The organism is Sphingomonas sp. UYAg733, from assembly GCF_054057355.1.
The window spans coordinates 89,409-109,534 of sequence record NZ_JBSRZE010000007.1; the positions used below are offsets into that span (position 1 = coordinate 89,409).

A 20,126-nucleotide genomic window follows, 5' to 3' on the forward strand; every position below is an offset into this window, starting at 1 on the left:
ACGGCTTAATCTTTCCCGATTGCGGTTTGCCGCTGGGCGCGCTTGTCCAGCCGGTAGATGCCGAACATCATCACCAGTTGCGCCACGACGACACCAGCCATCGAGAATACCGGTGCGAAGGTGAGGGTGATCGCCGTCACGCCGGCCACGCCTACCACGCAGCTATAGGCGCTGGCCGCTGCCAGTGGGCGGAACAGGCGGCGTGCCTGCGCCAGTACGCTCATCGGTGCCTGGATACATTGAACGAGCGACAGGAGGGCGCAGAAACTCACCGCCACTGCCACTGTGCGCTGATCAAGCGTGGGGCTGATGATAAAACCTGGAAAGTGCCATAGCACCAGGGCGACCGCCGCAGCCGTTATGAGCCATATCGTCACGAGTGCCGCCATGAACATCCGCTCGGCCTGGATCGCGGCATGTTGATCGCCGCGGGCGACGGCTCGGGTCATGCGCGGTCGCTCGAGCTGAGTCAGCGCGGTGATGCAGACATTGACCGGTCGGAAGAACAGCATGCCGACAGCGATTGGTGCGAAAGCGCGGGGCCCCGCCATCAGCGTAACGATATAGCTGTGCGCATTGGACGTCGCCTCGGTCGTTATCACGCCGATCAGTGTCCAGGCCGACTGGTCGCGCCAGACCGGCCGATAGGCGGCAAAGGCACGACCGAGACCGCCTGGGGTGTGGCGCCGTACGAACGCCGTGCCAAACGGCAGCAGCCCGGCCAGGGCGGCGATGGCGACGACCAGGCCGACCCCCGGCAGAGTCACCCCCAGCATCAGACCGGCGGCCAGGCCAGCCAGGACCGTTACGGCATAGATCACGTCCGAACGTGCCGCACCCATCGGTTTGTGATGGGCATAGGCATTCGAGCGTCCGAACCAGCGCAGGAGCTGCAGCACCCCGGCGATGCCGAATGCCGCCGCCGCCAGCGGGCCGGCCATCACCCAGGCAATCGTCGCACAGATCACCCCCTGCGCGACCGATAGCAGGAGATTGATCGGAAAGAAGAAGTCCAGTGCCGCCGGACTCTCATCCTCAGTCTGATTGAACGCTATGGTATATGGCGTCGAGACCAGCGCATTGGACAGGCTGTAGCCGAACTGGATCACGACGAGCAGAAAGGCGAGCGTACCGATGCCGATTGCGTCGAGATGGTGGATCGATACGAGCTGGATGAGCAAATGGCTGATCGATACGCCTGCAGAGGAAACGCTCGCCAGGCCGAACCGGCCGAGACCAGGCCACCGGCCGGGCGCCGCGATGGTGGCCTGTCCCTCAATCACGGCGATGCTTCCAGATCAGCCACAGCGCATGGGGATTGGTCGTGAGGTATCGCCAGGCGAGGTGCCGTGGATTCGTCGCCATGCGGTGCAGCCATTCGAGGCCGCCCTGCTGCATCCAGCGCGGCGCGCGCGGATAATCGCCGGTCACATAGTTGAACAGGCCACCACAGGTGACGATCCAGCCGACTTTTAACCGATCCCGATTGCGCACGCAAAAAGCCTGCTCGCGCGGTTTGCCCGTGCCGACCCATAGCACGTCCGGGGCCGACGCGTTGATCTCGGCAATCACCTGCTCCTCTTCCTCGGGCCGCCAGAATCCGTTGCGGCGACCCGCCAGTTCGAGGCCCGGCGTTGTGCCGGTGATGAGGGTCGCGCACTGGACGTTCACCTCTTCCGTACCGCCGAGCAAATAATAGCGAACGCCCGCTGCGGCAGCACGCGGCAAGCTGTCGATGAACATATCGGTCGTACTCGACCGGTCGGCAATCGACGCCGCACCCAACCATCGCGACGCGGCCACGATCACCTGGCCATCCGCATGGACCAGATCAGCCTTGGCAAGATCGGATCGAAAATCCGGGTCGGATGCGTTCAGCGACAACCCGTGACCATTGCAATCGAACACCAGCCAAGCTTGCCGGTCCGAAATACGGCGGGCTGGTGCATCGACCAGCATGCGCTCGATAAGGGCATCGAGCGACAGCGTAGAGACGGGCACACCGCCGATGCGCACGATTTCTAATGGCGTGTCGGCCCGACCGGGTGCCGTCGCCGGCTCACCACGCTCGGCACCTTCGTTCAGGGCGTCCGCGCGTCTCGCCAGGCCATCGGTCGTCATGCGAGCACGGTTCCGGCGATCGGTACCTTGTTGCGGTCGAGATCATCGATGATGCGGCGCATATTGGCCACGGCCGTCGTGCCGCGCCGGGCGACGATCACGACCGCATCGAATCCCGCGAGCACGCTGCCGAACGGCGTATGCTCACCGGAGCGCTCGGCCAGATAGAATAGCATTGCCGCGTCGGGCAGCGGCCAGCCATTGGCCGTATCGACCAGCGGTCCGCGCTCGACCAGGCTGATCGCGCTGCCGCTCGCCTGTCCCGTCGTCATTAGCCATAGCTGGTCGATCGCGGTACGTGCGATCGGCAGCAGGCCCGCGCGGCCAGCCAGTTGCTCGGCCAGTCCCACTTGGTTGGGCATTCGGAACAGGCGATTGAGCGACGGCCGTTCGATATCCACATCGACGATCAGCATCTGGCCGTCCATCTGAGCGAAAATAACGGCCAGATTTGCGGCAAGAATGGCGCCCTCATCGCCGGCGTCGGCCGAAAGCACTGCGAGCCGCAGCCGGCTCGTATCGGCGCGGCCGCTACAGGTCGCAATCAGCCTGGCGCGGACTGCGCGGGCCTTGGCGGCATAGGGGTCGGCGGGATCGAACGCGGCAACCACCAGCGGATCGATACGCGTATCCTTTGGCGCGAGCAAAGGAAGGCCTGTCTGTTCCGCAAGGAGCGGATCAAGCGTGTCACCGTCGAGTTTTCCAAGTGCGATCGCGGCGTCACCGAATGATAATCCGGTTTGGCGCTGATACTCGGCGATCGCGTCGCGATCCTCTTCGGAGAGGCGGTCGCGAGCGAATTCTTCTGACGCTCGGCCGTCGAGCCCGCGCGATCGCGGAACCGACGTGGTCCTGCCAGCCTGTCCGGGGCCAATGCCCGCGGTGGAGCGTAATCTCATGCTGCCTCCTGCCGATTTGCGAACCATGACGTGCGCGATCGATGGATTGGTGACAGGTCCGCGATTACATCGACCTCGGTTGCTCGCTCGAGGCCGATCGCCGAGCGAACACGCGGCTTCAGGATTTCTGCGATGACGACGACCGCGATGCCCATCACCAGCCCCAGCGCCAGGCCTGCTACGAGCCAGAGCGGAATGTTGGGGCGTGCCGGAAACAACGGTACCGATGCTTCGTCGAGCAGGCCGGCATTGGGTTGCGATATCTGGCTCTTTAGCGCGGCTTCGTTGAAACGCTGGCGCACCGTGTCGTAGGTCTGCCGTGTGGCGTCGACATCGCGCTGCAGGACCATCAATTGATCCTGTACGCTCGACATACGGATCATCCGGCCTTCCTGCTGCGTCATGCGCGATTTCAGGTCGGCTTCGCGCCTTGATGCAGCGATGCTGTTTGCTGTCATCGACTGCGCCTGAGTATTCCGAGCAGAGGCCAGTTTCTTCTCCAGTTCGCGCTGCAATGCCAGTGCTGCCGTCATTTGCGGGTGATTGGGGCCAAGTGTCTTGGCTAGCTCCGACACATGGGCGGAGGCCTTGGCCACTTCTTCTTCAAGGCTCTGCACGACCACAGAACTGGCAACTTCAGACACCTGGGCTGAACCGGATTTCGACTGCGCAGTCGCCGCGTCGGCCTGGGCCTGGACGAGCTGCACCGACAGATTCTTGATCTTCTCGCCTTCGAGATCCATTCGGTCGACGCCGATGATGCCGTTGGCGCGTTGAAAATCGGACAGTCGTTTCTGCGCTATCTCATAGCGCTGCCGTACATCGGCTGTCCGAGAATCGAACCATTTCGCCGAGCCGCGAGCTGGCGACGCGCGCAGTTCGACCTGCTCGCGCATGTAGATTGCCGCCGCGAGGTTGGCGACGCGCGCCGCAGTGGCCGGATCTGGATCAAGAAACTGCAGTTGGAGAACGTTACTCTGACGCCCCGTGGTGACGGTCAGTCCGGACCGGACGCGCGCCGCGGCCTGTTGCAACCGGGCGTCGGGCGGCAGATCGGCCGGCGTCGCAGCGACGAAGCCAACTTCGCGCGCGATGGCATTGGTGACCTTGGCGCTGCGGATGACGTCGGTCTGGGTCGCGATAACGCTGTCGGTGTCGATCCGGGCTTGCTGCTGCTGATTATTGTCGGTCGGATCGGTTTGCGAGAGATCGAGCAGGAGCGAAGACGTCGCCAGATAGGTCCTTGGCTGGATCATGGCGCAGACCGCAACCAGCAGGAAAACGACGCCGCATATGCCTGCAAGCAGCAACCAGCGCGATTTCAGCGCTGCGATCATATCGCCGGCATTGATGGTCATATCCCAGCCACTCCCTGAAGCAGTGATCTCATCTCGGCACTGCGGTTCGAGGCGCCGGCCGATGGTCGGGTCGCCGCGTTTTTCGCCATCAGCACCAGGAACTGCGGTGCGAGCGAGTCTTCGAACTGATAATCCCGACCGCCGGGCATTTCGCCAAGTGTGGTCTTAAGTCTTGCAAGCGCGTCTGCGGCCGCCTGGCGTGCCATGTCCTCGGAGCCGAACAGATCAGCCCCGATCGCAGCCAGGCGATCGACCGAGACGACCGATAATTGCGCTGCGACTATGCCGGCAAGCGCGACCATGCGGCGTCCATCGTCATCCATGTCGAGCGCATTTGAGAAAACCTCATAAGTATTGCCGGCAACGTCGGCCCATTCGCTCATGCTGTTGGCAAGTCCGGCGGCCGCATCCGGTTCGGTGACCTCGTCTTGGCCGGCAGCGTCTGCTGCGAGGGCGGCGTGCATGCCGAACAGCCGTGCGTGATATGGCGAGCCCATTGCCGCCGTGACGATCGAGTCCATCGCGGCGTCGCTGATCGAGAGTCCCACCTGGTCGGCGCAGGCGTGCAACAGCGCGGCAAGTTCCACGCCGGCGATCGGCTTTACCTGCTGCGCCATCAGGTGGCGGCGTAGCGATGGATGAGCCGCAATCAATCCTTCGACATCGCTGGCGATACCGACCAGGACGATCTGGACCGGCGACAGAATGTCCGTCAGCAGCTTGAGCAGGGCGGCGACATCCTGCTTTACCTTGTCCGACCCGATCCGATCGAACTCGTCGATGATCAGCAAAGTACGGGGGCGGATCTCCGCGACGAGCAGGTTGGCGAATTGGGGTACGTCGAATCCGGACGCGCCGAGGCGGTCGGCATGTGCCCGGCCGCTATTGCCCATCGGCAGTTCGGCGAGAAAGGGCCGAAAGAGATCCTCGAACGAGGCGTCGCTGCTGGCCGAGGCATAGAGTGCGATACAGCCCGCTTCGTCGGCGAGATCGCCGAACACCCTGACGAGCGACGTTTTGCCCGAGCCGCGCGCGCCGAAGATGATCGCGTGCTTGTGCTGCCTCACAACCGCCTCGATCAACCGATCTAGTTCGGTATTGCGGCCGGCCAGGCCGTGCCGGTCGGTAACCGGCAGCGCGGCGTTGAAGGCGGAAAAAATCGCGCCGCGCCGCAGCACGCGCTGGGCTTGCGACGCTGCGCCCATCGCTAGTGGCGCAGCGGCATCCTCGCCATTGCCGGCCCGGACGGGCAGGGTAGTATCGTCGATAAGTCCGGGAATACGGCGCTGTGCTCCCCGTCCACCGGCCATCGAGGTAAACACGAAACGGATCAGCGCCGAAAGCGGCCCGGCTCTCCGAGCGCCAAAATGTTCTTCGGATGTCCGGTGAGCGGAGGAATAGCCGGGCATGATCAAAACAGCTTTTCGCGGATGATAAGCACGTCTTCGGGCTGGATCGGATCGTCCAGCATGACGTCCGCGAGTTCCTTGCCGCCCCGCCGCACTTTGATCCTCCGCGTCGACCCGGCGAGCGTCGGTCCGCCTGCCAGCGCCAGCACCTGACGGAATGTCTGCCCCGGAACATAGGTGAAGGCACCGGCCTGCTGGACCTGGCCGTAAACATAGACTTTCTCGGCGGGGGGCACGAACAGAATGTCCCCCGGCATCAGCTGGCGGTTGGCACCTGGGCCCATTTCCACCAATGAAATGCGTACCGCACCGCTGCCGTCGGCTGGTGTGAGGATTACCGCATTCGCACCATTGGCGGTCGCGCCCCCGGCCTTGGCCAGCATCGATGCCAAGGAATAGGGCCGGTCGAGTGGGTAATTGCCGGCTTGCGGTACGTTGCCGAGCACCGTTACGAACCGGCTGACGAACTGGCTCACCTCGACATTGATCGATGGATTGATGAGGTAGCCGCCCTTTGCATAAGCGGCGGAAAGGTCGGCGGCGAGCTGCGCCGTCGTCTTCCCCCGTGCCGGGACAGCGCCGAGAAACGCGAGGATGACCGTGCCGTCGGTTTTGACCCTGGTAGTCACAGACAGGTCAGCTTGATTGTAGACCGAAATCTTGATTTCGTCGTCCGGGCCGAGAAGGTAGCCGCCATTGACTTGGCTGGCGGGCACCGTCGGCGCAACTGGCCCGCTCGCCTGCGCGAGCGCGATGCCAGGCATCGCCGCGATCGGTAAAACAACCTGCCAGATGGCCTTTTTCACCGTCAGAGAAACTCGCGACATGCTCAAAACCTCGTGCTCGCGCCCAGCATCAGCCGGATACCGCGATAATTGGAGACACTGCTGTTGGTGCGCCGATCGTATCGGCTGGCGGTGAATTGCAGTTCGGTCCGCTCGCTCAACTTTCGCCGCAGCGCGGCACCGAACTCGTTCGTGCGGTCCGCTGTGTAGCTGAACGGCCGCAAAGCGGCGTCCTGTCGAAAGCGGCGGCGCTCAAGGTCGCCGAATACGCTGATCGCGGTCAGTTCGCTCAGGCCGATCTCCCCGGTCAGCCGATAACTCGAACGGATCGCAAATCCGCTGGCGATCAGACTGTCGTTTACGATCGCCCGTTCGGTGAAGCCGGTGATCTTGATCCGCGGGATGATCGACGTCGATGCGCTGACCGCCCAACCCGGCCCGCGATAACGCCCGATCTTTGCCGAAGTGCTCGACACGTCAAGCCAGCGCAGATCGACGTCGATCGAGGTCAGCGGTGACACCGAGCGCTGGAAAGTCACCCCCGCCGCATTGCTTCTGTTGCTGATACCCAAGGCATCGCGCTCGCTCGTCACGTGCTCATAATAGAGGCTCGCCGCGCCGATGCTGGGGCGCCGATATCCCAGTCCGACACGATATGTGTCGCTCGTCTGGTCGGCATATTCGAAGGTATCGGCATTGCGGGTCGTGTCGCGGCGATATCGCGCCAAGGGATAGAGGCCGGCCGCGCGGTCGCAGATGAGATCGGCCGATATCGTGGAAAAATGCTGTAGATTCTCGGTGGCGCGATTGATGTCGCCATAATCCGCGCGCTGCTGGCGATATGACACGGCTGGTTTGATCGAGCAGGTCGTCCCAAATCGGAAAACGCCCGTCGCGCCTGCTTCGAGGCGGGGCTTGCTGCGCTGGGACTGTGAAATAAACTGGTCGTAGCCAAGCAGCGCGCGCAGATTGAGGTCGTGGCGCCCGATTGCCTTGCCGAACTGGAATTCCACCGACGGCGAGACGATTACGTCCCCGATCGGGTCTTCCACTCGCCTGTCGACGCGATAGATATTGTCTTCGTAACTCGTTTCGAGCGACGGCACGACCTGCAGTCCGAGCGTTTTGACGCGGTTTTCATCGTCATCCGCATGTGCCGGAGATGCCACCCCGGCGCAGGCAATCACACTACCTATGGCAACTGCCATGGCGGCGTGAGTGCGAGGCCTAACGTCTTTCGCAAGTGCAAAAGAATTACACCCAAACTTGGAAAATGCAGAGCTGCGCAAACGATTTTACCTCTATTGCATTGCAGCAATAAAGGCATGCTCGACCGTTTGCTATCATAAACACACAGCCGCTCAGGCGATTGGTCGCATCAATGGCACGGCTCGCTGCATCCCCTCGGGAACGACGCCGGCGCTTGAAATGGCGAAAGGAAGAAATAGGTCATATAAACGGCAGGATCTGGCCGCCCAAAGTCTGGGTTTCAGAAGGTCAAAACGCCGATTCCCAGCAATGCCGCCGCAAAGACCAATATGCCGGCCCAGCGAGAGACGAGCTGAATGCCGCGCTCGGCCACCCCATCGACGATTAAAAGCCTTGGTACACTCGGTCCGTCCACCGCGCCGGGCGGCCCGGCAGACACTCCGGCCCCTTTGCTCAATACGCCGTTTCTGTCCACCACCTGCAACCTTCCAGCTCACCCGATTGTCGCGGTTCTCCTGCACTACAGGTGGTTTACGGGGAGTTATCGGATAGGAACGGCTCGTCGCAAATTTGGCAATTCGCCGAAGATGGACCTTCGCAAGGGGCTGTCCTGTTCGCCTTGGCCTCAATAGGCGTTCTTGTGGACCACGACTTGAGCAGTGACGACCAGAATGGCGATGTCTCGCAAAAGGCTCCATCCGTGGAGATATTCGAGATCGGCCTCGAGCCTGTTTAGAATGTCGATACGGTGTTCGGTTGCACCCCGGAAGCCGCGGATCTGCGCCAGGCCGGTGATACCCGGCTTCAGGGCGTGGCGATGCCAATATTGTGGATCGACGCGCCAGAACAGTTCATCGCCCGCCGTCGATCCCAACGCATGGGGGCGAGGCCCCACCAGGCTCATCTCGCCGAGCAAAACGTTGATCAACTGGGGCAGCTCGTCGATGCTGGTCTTGCGGATGAACCGGCCGATTCGCGTTATTCGATCATCGTCGCGGCTGGCCGACCGGTTACCCGCCAGATCGCTCTGATCCACGCGCATGCTGCGGAATTTCAATATACTGAAGATGCGGTTGCCGCGCCCCATTCGATCCTGGCGGAAGAAAATCGGCCCGGGTGAATCGAGGCGGATGGCGATCGCCAGCGCGATCATCACCGGCAGCAACACTATCAGCACGGGCACGGTGATGGCGATGTCGAGCAAACGCTTCTTGGCGCGATTGGCAAGATTCAGGGGGCCTCGCGCCACGACCAGCGTCGCCGAGCCGCGATAGCTCTGGACGGCCAGCGGCGCGAGCGGTTCCATTTCCGGAACGATGATTTCACCGAGGATATTGGCGCCCTTCAGCATCTGTGCCCAGGCCGTCTTGCGCTCCGGCGGACAGGAAATGATCACTCGATCATAGTCGCGCAATATCGTGCCCAAACGGTGGAGCATGTAGGGATCGTCGAGATTGGCGGTGATCGCGGCCTTCTGCGCGTCGATCAGATCGATGCCGGCGCAGTCGGCAGGCGGCGTTCCGCCATCGAGGATCATCAGCTCCGCCATGAGATTGTCGCCGAACTTGCGACGGGCGGTTCGGGCGATCAGCACCCGCTGCGCAAGCAACAACGCGCTCCCCGACACGATCCCCGCCGACAGTGCCAGCCGGGACAGTTGACCGGTGGCCTTGAGCGAAAACACCACCAGGAAGAAGATTAGCAACGTGCCGGCGATCGCGGCGAGCGCGCTACGGCTGGTCGCTATACTTCCCGTCAGGCATTTCGGATGATAGGCCTGGTTGTTAAAGGCGACGATGACATACGCCAGCAGCGCCGCTGTCAGCGAAATCCAGATGTCCGGGAAAACAGTTCCCGGCGGCGCGACGCTAACGGCCACCGCGACCCCTGCCGCGATTGCAACGCAATCGGCAACGACAAGTCCCAGGCACAGCCAGATGCGGGCATTGCGATAGACCGTCGCAGCAGACGGGTGGCTGCTGGGATATCCGTGGATCGCTAGATCAATCTTCGACACGCGCTACCCCTTAGCCACATGCCCGGCATCTGCTGCGCCCACATGGTTCGAAGAAACCGGGCGCCGCCTCCAAGGTCTTGCTGCAATGCAGCAGAAACATAATGGCCGGTGTAGGGCAACCCTTCACCTCGTAAGATTACGAGCTTATGGGACGATCCGTGCCCGCAGAGAGACTCGCTGAGCGATGCTTATGCGCGACGGCTGCCGACTTCATCCATCGCACCGCGAAACAACATGGCTGCCGCCGAATCCGGTTAAGCTAGTAAGCCCTGACGATGAGCCAGATAACACCGCCGAGAGCGGCGAAAAAAACAACCGGACCGATTACGCGGGAAAACGCCTGAATGAACTGCTCGATGCGCTCTTCACGAAAACGCCATCGCGGGCGTACGCCAACCCGATCATCCCTGGCTTCGGATACGCCGATGGATATCGGGTTCGGCAATCGCTTCACAGCGCTCGAATCGCCGTCCGGCGGCCCCGAAATAGGTTGCCTCATCCTCTTTCCTCTCGGGGTTATAGCTGATTCAGCTACCCCCTTTGTCCGTCCTTATCGGACCATGGTAGGAAAAGAGCAACAAATGATAAGGTTGTGCCCGCATGACACATGATCCGGATGGTGGCTCTCGGTCAGGTTGTTCATGGTGTCCGCGCAAGCATTGTCCGGCAAACCGGGTCTCTGTCGATTCTGCAGCTGTTTCGTCGTTAACAGCGTCGCCACTGCTGATATTTAGCGCCTGACCCCCCTTGTTAAGGCATGGATTGCGGTCCGGCCTGACGCCGTGCCGAAATGGCGGAGTTTTTTCGCGTTGTTGCGTGCCGCAACGCTTGTTGCCCATGCCGTGGCGATGAAGTTTGCGGAATCGATGATCCGCCCGCAGTGGATCACCGCGTTGATCAACGTGCGGACCGGGCGGCATCGACCGACCCATTGCACGGACTGGTATTTGGCCCGTCACGCAAGTTCACCCATGGCCAGCGGCGCAGGGCGGCCTCGCTTCGGAATCGCCAGGCCGATCAAGCGCTTGCGCGCCCGGCCGGTGCCTATTCCAGGTCGTTCTCGCTGATCACGATCATCGCCGGATCGCTGTTGCGCGCCAGCGCGACGAGGCCGGCTTCGGCGATCGCGTCGCTGAACCGGTTGAACATATCGGCCGCGTCATCTTCCGGCGCGTCGCCGCTCAGCGCCTCGAGAACGGCATATTGCACACCGAACTCGAAATCGTCGCCATCCACCTCGGCGGTGAATTCGACCATAGCCTCGTCGACATTATCGAGCACGGTCGACATGTCGATATCCATCTTGTCCGCAGCCATCGGCAATTCCTTTACATGGGCACGGTTCGCGCTACCTGAGCCTATCGAGCGCGGGCGCGGCGTGGTCAAGTCGATTAGAACGCTTCTTCGTCAACCGAATCGATTGTTCGGATACGGCCCCTGCTGCTAAGGGGGCGGCATGACAATGATCGATACCTATCGCGCAAACGCGGCCGCCCAGCGCGACGCTGCGGAAAAGACCAACCTGCTCAACCGACGCGAGATGCACGAACGCTCGGCGCTGACCTGGGAAACCATGGCGATAAGTGCGGAGGAGACTGCCGGCCGCGCACTGGTCAATTTGGCCGCGAAAGCACAACGCGACTGAGGTGGGGATACCCTGCTGGTCGTGCATTTTCGACGAAAACCGGTTTCTCCGGTCCGTGTCACGATTGGCGCCGGTTCCACGTGGCTTTGCAAAATCTGCCGCTTAAGCAGGTTGCGATCGACTTTCAGGGTATGAACAAGAATCCAGGAAGGCGGCCCGGCCTAAGCGGAACGCCTGAGGACGGCTGGTTGAAAATATCGCCGTCTGTGTCCGCTTGCGGTATTTGGCGCGACCTGGATTTTAGGGGCGCGGTCTCCTATCCAAAACGCTGTTTAACATAGTCGGTCACCGATGGTCCCTGAAGCTCGGTGGTCGCATTTCCGCCGCGCACGAAAAAGCGCTGCGCGTTACCATCTTTCGCAAAGCTCGCCTTCGGCCGCTTGTCGCAACGAACCATCAGCACGCGATTGCCGTTGAGATCGTCAAAGTGCGGATGAATGTAAGGAAGGAATATATCGCCATCGGCGGCTATTACGCCGCTCGACGCAGCGTAAACCGATCGCCTTCCCCAGCAACATGGCCCAGTCGGACAAGCGCCGCCAGTGTGGCCGCGATGCGCGGCTCGACCTTTAGACCCTGCGCATAACGCCGCGCGACGTCGGCGCTGCTCAGCGATGCGCCGCCGCGCAATTCCGCCAGCACAGCCGCTGTCTGGCCGATCGCGTCGCGCGGAAAGGCCGGCTTTTTCGCTGCGGCTTCGGGCAGGATCGCTTCGATCTGCTCGGCCTCCGGCTTTTGCGCGAGGACCGTGACGCCCGCTTTTGGCAACTGATATTCGGGACGCAGCCAGCGGATCTTGCCGGCCTTTTCCTCGGCATGGCGTTCGGCGTTGAGTGCTACAAGCTTAGTGATAATCTCCTCGTCCGACAGTTTGCGCGGCCAGCCATAGGCTTCGGCGACGGCAGCATCGATCCGGTCATGCAGTTCGGCGATGATGTCGATGCGACCACGTCGGCGCTGGTCTTGTTCGGCATCGCAGAAGGGCTGCCCCTTCAATAGCTTATCGCGCAGATTATAGAGGCCTGTCAGCGTCAGGTCGGCGTGTTCGGCGAGCACCTCCTTGCGGGTGGCGTCGAGCTCCTCGGCAAGGTCGCCGATAATCGTGCGCTGCTCGGGGGTGGCGTCGGGGAAGGGGAACGGGTCGAAAGTCTTCGTTTTAGAATACCGAGAGTCGTTACCGATCCCCATCCATCCACCGGATCTCATCGCCCAGGTTACATGGATCCTTGATGATAGGATTCCGAGCTCAGGGCCGCCAGTTAGCCCAAAGTTTACGAGCATATTGTCAGGTCTGATGCTGCGATCGAGAAACTGGAATATGCGGAATTTGGCGGTCTCTGCTGTGGAAATGTAGCGTGGTATAGCTGCAAGAAAGCCGCGAAGAATCGTGTTGCGACGACCGAACAGCCACCAGTTTGCGCGCCTGTAATCTTCATTATTTTTGTCGCGCTCCGGTTTTACGCGCTGGAGCAATAGTTGGTAAACTTCAGGAAATCGGGTTCGGACCGATCGTTCATCCAAGCCGTCGAGATCTATCACCAACACGCCTCGCGGACGCGCAGTTAGATCGCGGCCATTGCGATATGGAAGAATGTACTGTTCAAGGCCGTCGCGACGTCCCAGCCCTAGATGCTCCGCCTCAATTGGAGACACGATAAATCCCGCCCCGTGGAGCTTGACACCGGGAGAGCATATCCATTCATTCGCTCGAAGGGGCGTCGCGCGGCTTATGTCAGCGCCGAGAGTCAAACTAGGATGAATCCGGCCTTGCAAGTCCCTGGTGACGACAACGGGAGCGTCAGTGTCCAGCCCGCTTTCGTGCGTCACCTCGTGCAGCACGCCTTCGCGCTTACCCGCTTCAGCCACCGTCATCGCGATCCGCACCGCAGCAGCATCCTTGGTCGCCTTCGTCCAAGGATGATCAGGAATAGCCATGGTCAAGCTGATTGAGATGCGCGCTTCCAACCTCGCCGAGATCACCCGGCGACTGAACTCCTGAGTAATCGAATTGGTAGTGACTAAGCCGAAGCGTTTGAGCCGCGTACCCTTCTCGGTCAGCCGTTCGGCGGCGCGATCCCACCAGTACATGACGAAATCGGCGGATTTGTTGATCTTCGGGTTCGCCTTCCACAGCGCTGTTGCATATCCGTCACCCAACCGCGAGCGGATATCCTTGCCGCCGATGAAAGGCGGATTGCCGACGATATAATCCGCTTGCGGCCAATCGGGACGGCGCGGATTGGGAAACTCGTCGAGCGTGCCATCATCGCGTATCCGCGCGGGATCATGCTTCAGCACGGCATCCATCGAGGTGATATTGCTTAGCCGTTCGAGGACCGGATCGGCGATGCTGCCGCCATTCCGCATCTGCCATTGCAGATAGCCAAGCCATAGCACGAGTTCGGCAATCGCTGCGGCACGCAGATTGAGTTCAAGACCCAGAAAATTGCGCGGATGAACCGTCGAGGTTTCCAGCGCCAGCGCTTCCTGGCCGCCAAGATCGGCGAGCACTTCCAGCACATCTCCTTCCAGCCGCTTCATCAGTTCGAGCGATACGTACAGGAAATTGCCCGTCCCGCAGGCGGGGTCGAGCACTTTCGTATTGGCCAGCTTTTCGTGGAAATCATGCACCGCCTTGATCGCGGCCTTGGGGTCGGCGGCGCGTTCGCGCTCGACGGTGCCGAGAACTTCGGTCTCCCATTCGCGTTGCAGCGGTTCGATGATCGTCGCGATGACCAGTCGTTCGACATAGGCGCGCGGCGTGTAATGCGCGCCGAGGCGCTTGCGCTCTTCCTTGTCGAGTGCCTGTTCGAGCAAGGTGCCGAAAATCGCGGGTTCGACTTCGGTCCACACATGCTTGGCGGCTTCGTACAATTCGCCGATTTCTTCCTTTTTTAGCGGAATGGCGGTGCGTTCGGCGAACAGCCCGCCGTTGAATTTGCGGACCTGCTTGCGCAGGATAGGCGAGAAGCCGCCAGTGTCCATGCTACGCCACAAATCCTCCAGCATCGGCGCGAAGCTGTCCGGATTGGTGCGCGCATCGGCCAGCACTTCGGTAAAGCTGCCGCATTCGAGCAGGCCCGTATCCTCCGCAAACATGGTGAACAAGCAACGCATCAGGAAATGGGCGACGGGCTCCGGCTGGTAACCGCGCTCCTCCAACAGTTTGCTGACGCTGGCGAGACGCTTGGCGATATCGCGTGTTACGGCGGCGGCGTGCTTGGCGGGGTCGAGGCTGTGCGGATCGAGCCACATCGCGCGCAGGCGAGCGCGGATGTTTTCATCCCGCAAATCATCCAGATAGATGCGATATCCGGAGCGATCGGGGAACTGACGGTAGTTTTTTCCTTGGCCCGAAAAGTCGGCAAAGATTTCGAACGCATGGCCGACATCGGCAACGATGATGAACGGTGGCCAGCCATGCTCGGTCGGCAACGCACGCGCATATTGTTCGGCCTGCTCGCGCGCGTTGCGCATCAGGACGTCCCAGCCGCGCTGAGCACTGCGTTTGCCGCGCACCTGCGTCTCGGAAAAGCCGGGTAGCGCAACCTGTTGAGCGGGGAGCGCCACCTCTTTTCTGCCGCCGCGTTCCCGGCTCTGTTTCGCCTCAAGGACAAAGGCGCCGCGCTTGTAGAGATCGATGCGACCATGGCCGGTCTTGCCGGCCTCATCCTTGAATGTGACGGCACGTTCGAAAACATAATCGTTGCGTTCGTGCGTGGCGTCCGCAGGGTTGGCCTGAGGAAGATCCAGCAACGTACAGAGCTCGGTGATGAACAGGACGTAATTCGCCCGTTCTGCTCCTCCCTCGTTAGCGCGCCAACGCGCGATAAACTTTTCGATCTCGGTCGAAGCTTCCATCGGCGGATTACTGTCTCACAATCCGCTGGGGCGCAATGCGAAGGTCCGAGATTCCCGAGAGAAGTATCCAGATGGGATCTACCTGTCTTTCCGCTCAACCCCAGCCAAATGCCGCTCGATAATGTCGCAATACCGAAACGCCTCATCCCGCCGGCGCTGGTAAATGAACATGCGTTGCGGGTATGGCGCGCTCGCCATGGCGCCGTCATGCCCATCGGCCAGGTCCTTCATCCTGGCGAGCGTCGCGCGCAGGCTGGTCAGTGTCGCGCGCTGGCCGGGCGCCGGCGGCGTTCGATACGTCACCATGACCGCTTCGGTGTCGATCATCACGTCTTCGGGCGGCGGCATTGGCTTGCCCGGCTGCACCTCCAGAATCTCGGCTTGTTCCAGCATTTCCAGCCATGCCGCGCGATATGCGCTCGCCACCGCCACGGTCCGCGCCCGGCTCGCTGCGCTTGGCGGCGGCGGCGCGGCGGCCGGCTCATGGCCCTCATCCGCAAACTTGCCCAGATGCCATTCGACCACCGCGCACATCGTCAGCATATCGTCGCGCTTGCCCTCCGCCATCTCCGCGAAGCGCGGTAATGGGGCACAGATTATATCGGCATTATATTCCGCCGCCTTCGCCTTCATTCCGGTCAGCGTGGCGCGCAAATTCTTCAACGTCGCGCGCCGCCCCGGCTCCGGTGGCTCGCGGTAAACCACCGTGCGCAAATCCGCATCGATAACCACATCGCCGGGCGGCGGCATCGGCGGCTCGATCCTGATCTTCATGCCCTCGGTCAGCTCGATCACTTCGGTCCACGCGTCGCAATATGCGCTTGCCTCCGCCACCGCCCGCGCCGGATTTCCGGTGATCTCGACCTTGGGCAAGGCCCGGCGCCCCGCCTCATCACCGTCCTCTTTGTCCGCCCCCTCGCTCCCGTCATCTTCGTCGCCCTCATCGCCGCCGTCACCATGCCAGCGCGCCTCGCTCGGCCCGCGCATTGCCGCCTGGCGCGCGTCGTCGGCCGCCTTCCGGTCGGCCCTCACCCCATGGAGAAACTGGTCGTGCCGCGCCATCGACCGCAGCGCGTCGTCGCGCGACCGCTCCGCTGCACTGCGCGTATCGGCGTGGATCTGCCAGGCGTAACGCGCCGGCAAATGCGCCGCGATCAGGTCGCGCATATCGACCAGCGCGAACCATTCGCACCACGCGATCGCCTTGTCATACCCGTCCGCCATCGCCTCGATCCCCGGCCGCCGCGCCGGCAGCTCCGCCTGTAAATCGGCATGGGTCGCGGCCAGCTGGTCCAGCGACAGCGTGTCGTCGGCTTGCGCCCCCGGCCAGTCTGCCGTGCCCCGCACGTGCCCGATCATCACCTCGTCCGGGTGCGGCACCGGTGTGGCCAGCTCGGCCGTCAACAGCGCCGCCTTGGTCAGCACCCTGGTCCACACCTCCTTATACTCGACCGCCGCCGCGTATCCGGGCACTGCGCTCGCCGGAACATGGGGCGTGTCCCATGCCGCGTGGCGTGATGACGCGGGTGCTGATGCCGCGCCAGCTCCCGCCGCGCGCGCCTCCGCCGCCTCCGACTGCATCACCAGCCGCGCCAGCGTCGCCATGGCCAGCCGGTTGCCCTGTGCCGCGCGCATCGCCACCGCGCGGAACGCCACCTGCATCGCCGGGATCTCGACATAGCGCCCGCCCGCCTTCACCCGCACCATGCGTTGCGTCTCCGCCATCAACATCCCGTGCAGGGAATCATTGGGCAGCTGCGGAACCACCTCCTCGGACCCCTTCACCTTGCGTTTCTTGCCGCCCGGATTGGCGCGATTGCCCTTTTGAAACTGATGCGCCTTGGGCGGCTTGCCGCGACCCACCGCATAGTCGTCCGGTGCCGCGACCTCAGCCGCCGCCGCCTCTGCTCCGGTCGCCTGTTCAAGTCCGGTGTGATTCAACTCGCTGTCTGATGCCGTCATGTCTGCCCTTCCGCGACGCTTCATGCGTGCGCGGTGAAAGCGCATTCGGCCAACCATGTGAATCGACGAGCTTATGATTTCCGTCCCGCCACCGTCCGATATTCCCGCAGAATGGCGGCAGACTTCCCGTTGCGACGCCCCGCTTTTCCCGCAGTTTTTCCCGCAGCTTCCCGCAAGGGTGCCCGAAAAACACGTCCTCGCAAAAACGTGCCCCAACTGCGCGAACCAGGGCCGCTTGCCGCGATGCCGATCGTTCCCCACATCCGACCCGCGCATCTCCGGAATTCGCTCCGGGCCTGACCTCGATGTCGGCAGGGCGAAAATCGGGGAAGCCGCTAGGGTGCAGGGCAGGTTAAGGACATTATGATCGTGAACGACAAGCGTGTGTGTTTCGACTTCGAGGTCGACTTTTCCAATGGCGGCGGGATTCAGGGGCAGGATTTCCGTCTCGACATCGACGGCGACGACATCGCCGACGAAGCGCTGGCCGCCTATATCATCGGCGATCTCCGCTTGCTCATGGTCGGGGAGGTCCGCATCCTGAACAAACGCATTATCGCGGAACGTCACAAACGCAACGCCGCGGCGATCGCGCCTTCCGAAGGGGTTGCGGGGCGTCGCATCGACCTCAGCCATACGATCGAGGATGGCATGGTGACGTACAAGGGGCTTCCCGCGCCGATCATGTGCGATCACCTGTCGCGCGAACGCTCCCGTACGCTTTATGCCGAGGGTACCGAATTTCAGATCGGCAAGATCGAACTGGTCGGCAACACCGGCACTTATCTCGACACCCCCTATCATCGCTACGCCGATGGGTATGACCTGTCCGCGCTCGACCTCGACCGCGTCAGCGCGGTGCCCGCCATCGTCGTGCGGGTAGAGGGCGGGGCGGCACGCGCGATCGACTGGACCGCATTTGCCGCAACGGCCGTCGCGGGCCGCGCCGTCCTGGTTCACACCGGCTGGGCCAGGCATTGGCGGACGGATCAATATTTCGAGGACCATCCCTTTCTGACCGCCGCCGCCGCCACCTATCTCCGGGACCAGGGCGCGCTGCTCGTCGGTATCGATTCGTTCAATATCGACGATGTTTCGGGCGGGGATCGACCGGTCCACTCGATCCTGCTCGCCGCCGGCATTCCCATCGTCGAACATATGACCAACCTCGACGCGCTGCCCAATGACGGTTTTCGTTTCTGGGCCGTGCCCCCGAAGATCAGCGAGATGGGCACGTTCCCGGTGCGCGCCCATGCGCAGCTTATGGGATAGGCGGGGCCATGCGCGCGGCTCCTTCGATCTTGCCGGTCGGATCATGGGTAACGTTCCGCGCCGGTCGACTCAGCACCCGGTTTCGCCCCGGTCAGCCGTTTGCGGGACGGCTGGCCGACCGGCCTTGCCAATCTGTTAACCATCCGCCGCTAAGACGTGAATCTTGTGAATCTAAAGGCTTCGACCAAATGTCTGCCACCGCCTTCACGCGCCAGCTTCCCAACCCCGGCGAGATCAGCAGCGCCGTCGATGTGGCCGCCAGGCTCAAATTTTTCGACTTCGACGCCGCCGATCTCAAGGTCGCGGCGCGTTTGTGGGACATTATCGAGCCGGAGGCGCCGCGCATCGCCACCCGGCACTGGGAACAATGGACCCGCCTGTGCGAAGGTCGTGAATCCTTTATCGGCCATGCGACGGACGAAGTGATCCGGCGCGGCGTCGATTATCTCCGCAATCGCTTCCGGCATCCCGACCGTGTTGCCTGGGTCGAATCCGCGGAGCGCACCGTTGCCGCCGCCATCGTCAAGGACATTCCGTTGACCGTCATCCTGTCCATGACCGGGGCCGGCGCGTCGGTCATGCTCGAAATCCTCGGCCGGCTCCACGAATGTTCGAAGGAAGAGCGCCACGAGATCAACGACGTTTTCACGCGGATGCGCTCGCTGGAATGCGATATCTACGCGACCCTTTATGCCGAATATATCGAATTCGGCGCGCGCGCTGAGCGCGACCGGCTGTCGGATGAATTCCGCACCGGGATCGCCGATGCGGTCGCCATCGCCTCACGCAAGGGGGAGGCGCTGAGCGAACAGGCGGCGCGCACGTCCAGCTCGGCGCGTGGCATGTTCGTCCAGACGTCCGAAGTCGCCAGCGCGGCGCAGCAATCGGCGGTCGTGATGCATGACGCGGCGTCGACCGCCACGGGCCTGATCCAGGCGATCTCCGAAACGCGCCGCGAAGTGATCAGCGCCGCCGACATTTCGACCCGCGCCGCGGGTCAGGCGAGCGCCGCGGTTCGCGTGTCGCAATTGCTTGGCGATCAGGTCAAATCGATCGGTTCGATCGTCGGCCTGATCCGCGATGTCGCCGGGCAGACCAATTTGCTCGCGCTCAACGCCACGATCGAGGCCGCCCGCGCCGGTGATGCGGGCCGTGGCTTTGCGATCGTCGCGCAGGAGGTGAAGAGCCTTGCCAGCCAGACCGCGCATGCGACCGACGAGATCGCGTTGAAGATATCGGCGATCCAGACCGCCGCGCGCGACGTGATGGTGGCAAGCGCTGGCGTAGAGGCAACCGTCGGGGAGGTTCTCGCCTCGGCCAGCCGGATCAGCCTGGTGATGGACGATCAGGCGAACACGGTGACCGCCATCACCGCGTCGGTCGATGAGACAGCGAACATCGCGGAAAATATATCGGACCTGATCTCGGCGATCCACGAGCGAACCGAGGTCGTCGCCTGCGAGATCGATGCGCTGGGCAACGGTTTCGGCGTCGTAACGATTCAGCTTGCCAGCCTTGAGGAACATGCCGAGGCCTTTGCCGACAAGGTTCTGTTACGCCGCTGAATCGCGTCGGTGCGCCATGACGG

General features: G+C 62.3%; 16 protein-coding genes. 3 read left to right on the forward strand and 13 right to left on the reverse strand.

Going from position 1 to position 20,126, the window contains the following annotated elements:
- Window positions 1-5: 5 nt before the first annotated feature.
- The 11 genes from ACVWZA_RS13525 to ACVWZA_RS13575 all read right to left on the reverse strand — a co-directional run bounded on the left by ACVWZA_RS13525 (window position 6) and on the right by ACVWZA_RS13575 (window position 11,115).
- Window positions 6-1,283 (reverse strand): polysaccharide biosynthesis protein, encoded by a 1,278-nt coding sequence (locus ACVWZA_RS13525; RefSeq protein ID WP_457311756.1) that lies wholly within the window; start codon window positions 1,281-1,283, stop codon window positions 6-8.
- Entirely contained in the window at window positions 1,276-2,121 is an 846-nt protein-coding gene (locus ACVWZA_RS13530; RefSeq protein WP_457311757.1) for a WecB/TagA/CpsF family glycosyltransferase, read from the reverse strand. Before ACVWZA_RS13530 ends, ACVWZA_RS13525 begins: the two co-directional genes overlap by 8 nt.
- Window positions 2,118-3,020: a capsular biosynthesis protein gene (locus ACVWZA_RS13535; protein WP_457311758.1), complete on the reverse strand. Its 903-nt coding sequence runs from the start codon at window positions 3,018-3,020 to the stop codon at window positions 2,118-2,120. The genes ACVWZA_RS13530 and ACVWZA_RS13535 overlap by 4 nt, the downstream gene beginning before the upstream one ends.
- Window positions 3,017-4,378 carry a GNVR domain-containing protein gene (locus tag ACVWZA_RS13540; protein ID WP_457311759.1) on the reverse strand — a complete coding sequence of 454 codons (1,362 nt, stop codon included), beginning with the start codon at window positions 4,376-4,378 and terminating at the stop codon, window positions 3,017-3,019. The genes ACVWZA_RS13535 and ACVWZA_RS13540 overlap by 4 nt, the downstream gene beginning before the upstream one ends.
- Window positions 4,375-5,787 carry an ATP-binding protein gene (locus ACVWZA_RS13545; RefSeq protein ID WP_457311760.1) on the reverse strand — a complete coding sequence of 471 codons (1,413 nt, stop codon included), beginning with the start codon at window positions 5,785-5,787 and terminating at the stop codon, window positions 4,375-4,377. The genes ACVWZA_RS13540 and ACVWZA_RS13545 overlap by 4 nt, the downstream gene beginning before the upstream one ends.
- 2 nt (window positions 5,788-5,789) lie before the next feature.
- Window positions 5,790-6,614, reverse strand: a complete 825-nt coding sequence (locus ACVWZA_RS13550; RefSeq protein ID WP_457311761.1) for a polysaccharide biosynthesis/export family protein — start codon at window positions 6,612-6,614, stop codon at window positions 5,790-5,792.
- A gap of 2 nt (window positions 6,615-6,616) precedes the next feature.
- Window positions 6,617-7,741 carry a hypothetical protein gene (locus tag ACVWZA_RS13555; RefSeq protein ID WP_457311762.1) on the reverse strand — a complete coding sequence of 375 codons (1,125 nt, stop codon included), beginning with the start codon at window positions 7,739-7,741 and terminating at the stop codon, window positions 6,617-6,619.
- Window positions 7,742-8,061: 320 nt separating this feature from the next.
- Window positions 8,062-8,220, reverse strand: a complete 159-nt coding sequence (locus ACVWZA_RS13560) for a hypothetical protein (protein ID WP_457311763.1) — start codon at window positions 8,218-8,220, stop codon at window positions 8,062-8,064.
- Window positions 8,221-8,406: 186 nt separating this feature from the next.
- Window positions 8,407-9,798 carry an exopolysaccharide biosynthesis polyprenyl glycosylphosphotransferase gene (locus tag ACVWZA_RS13565; RefSeq protein WP_457311764.1) on the reverse strand — a complete coding sequence of 464 codons (1,392 nt, stop codon included), beginning with the start codon at window positions 9,796-9,798 and terminating at the stop codon, window positions 8,407-8,409.
- Window positions 9,799-10,057: 259 nt separating this feature from the next.
- Complete coding sequence (locus tag ACVWZA_RS13570) at window positions 10,058-10,297, reverse strand: hypothetical protein (RefSeq protein ID WP_457311765.1); 240 nt, start codon at window positions 10,295-10,297, stop codon at window positions 10,058-10,060.
- A 545-nt stretch (window positions 10,298-10,842) separates the two neighbouring features.
- The gene (locus tag ACVWZA_RS13575; protein ID WP_457311766.1) at window positions 10,843-11,115 is read right to left on the reverse strand and encodes a hypothetical protein; all 273 of its coding nucleotides are present in this window, start codon (window positions 11,113-11,115) and stop codon (window positions 10,843-10,845) included.
- A 139-nt stretch (window positions 11,116-11,254) separates the two neighbouring features.
- On the opposite strand from ACVWZA_RS13575, the gene ACVWZA_RS13580 reads away from it, so the two are divergent.
- Complete coding sequence (locus ACVWZA_RS13580) at window positions 11,255-11,443, forward strand: hypothetical protein (RefSeq protein ID WP_457311767.1); 189 nt, start codon at window positions 11,255-11,257, stop codon at window positions 11,441-11,443.
- 471 nt (window positions 11,444-11,914) lie between these two features.
- Here the strand turns inward: ACVWZA_RS13580 and ACVWZA_RS13585 are convergent, their stop codons facing one another.
- Window positions 11,915-15,304, reverse strand: coding sequence for a class I SAM-dependent DNA methyltransferase (locus ACVWZA_RS13585; protein WP_457311768.1), 3,390 nt, complete (start codon window positions 15,302-15,304; stop codon window positions 11,915-11,917).
- Window positions 15,305-15,382: 78 nt separating this feature from the next.
- Entirely contained in the window at window positions 15,383-17,266 is a 1,884-nt protein-coding gene (locus ACVWZA_RS13590) for a DUF5681 domain-containing protein (RefSeq protein WP_457311769.1), read from the reverse strand.
- Window positions 17,267-17,635: 369 nt separating this feature from the next.
- On the opposite strand from ACVWZA_RS13590, the gene ACVWZA_RS13595 reads away from it, so the two are divergent.
- Both ACVWZA_RS13595 and ACVWZA_RS13600 read left to right on the forward strand, forming a co-directional pair.
- Window positions 17,636-18,538, forward strand: coding sequence for a cyclase family protein (locus tag ACVWZA_RS13595; protein ID WP_457311770.1), 903 nt, complete (start codon window positions 17,636-17,638; stop codon window positions 18,536-18,538).
- Between the two features lie 188 nt (window positions 18,539-18,726).
- A complete protein-coding gene (locus tag ACVWZA_RS13600) occupies window positions 18,727-20,103 on the forward strand; it encodes a methyl-accepting chemotaxis protein (protein ID WP_457311771.1) in 1,377 nt (458 codons plus the stop codon).
- The last annotated feature ends 23 nt before the right edge of the window (window positions 20,104-20,126 follow it).

What these genes read in the sequence shown, in the direction of transcription:
- ACVWZA_RS13530 (WP_457311757.1), bottom strand. Translation starts at nt 2,121, where the DNA reads ATGACGACCGATGGCCTGGCGAGACGCGCGGACGCCCTGAACGAAGGT.
- ACVWZA_RS13535 (WP_457311758.1), bottom strand. Translation starts at nt 3,020, where the DNA reads ATGAGATTACGCTCCACCGCGGGCATTGGCCCCGGACAGGCTGGCAGG.
- ACVWZA_RS13540 (WP_457311759.1), bottom strand. Translation starts at nt 4,378, where the DNA reads ATGACCATCAATGCCGGCGATATGATCGCAGCGCTGAAATCGCGCTGG.
- ACVWZA_RS13545 (WP_457311760.1), bottom strand. Translation starts at nt 5,787, where the DNA reads ATGCCCGGCTATTCCTCCGCTCACCGGACATCCGAAGAACATTTTGGC.
- ACVWZA_RS13550 (WP_457311761.1), bottom strand. Translation starts at nt 6,614, where the DNA reads ATGTCGCGAGTTTCTCTGACGGTGAAAAAGGCCATCTGGCAGGTTGTT.
- ACVWZA_RS13570 (WP_457311765.1), bottom strand. Translation starts at nt 10,297, where the DNA reads ATGAGGCAACCTATTTCGGGGCCGCCGGACGGCGATTCGAGCGCTGTG.
- ACVWZA_RS13575 (WP_457311766.1), bottom strand. Translation starts at nt 11,115, where the DNA reads ATGGCTGCGGACAAGATGGATATCGACATGTCGACCGTGCTCGATAAT.
- ACVWZA_RS13580 (WP_457311767.1), top strand. Translation starts at nt 11,255, where the DNA reads ATGACAATGATCGATACCTATCGCGCAAACGCGGCCGCCCAGCGCGAC.
- ACVWZA_RS13585 (WP_457311768.1), bottom strand. Translation starts at nt 15,304, where the DNA reads ATGGAAGCTTCGACCGAGATCGAAAAGTTTATCGCGCGTTGGCGCGCT.
- ACVWZA_RS13590 (WP_457311769.1), bottom strand. Translation starts at nt 17,266, where the DNA reads ATGACGGCATCAGACAGCGAGTTGAATCACACCGGACTTGAACAGGCG.
- ACVWZA_RS13600 (WP_457311771.1), top strand. Translation starts at nt 18,727, where the DNA reads ATGTCTGCCACCGCCTTCACGCGCCAGCTTCCCAACCCCGGCGAGATC.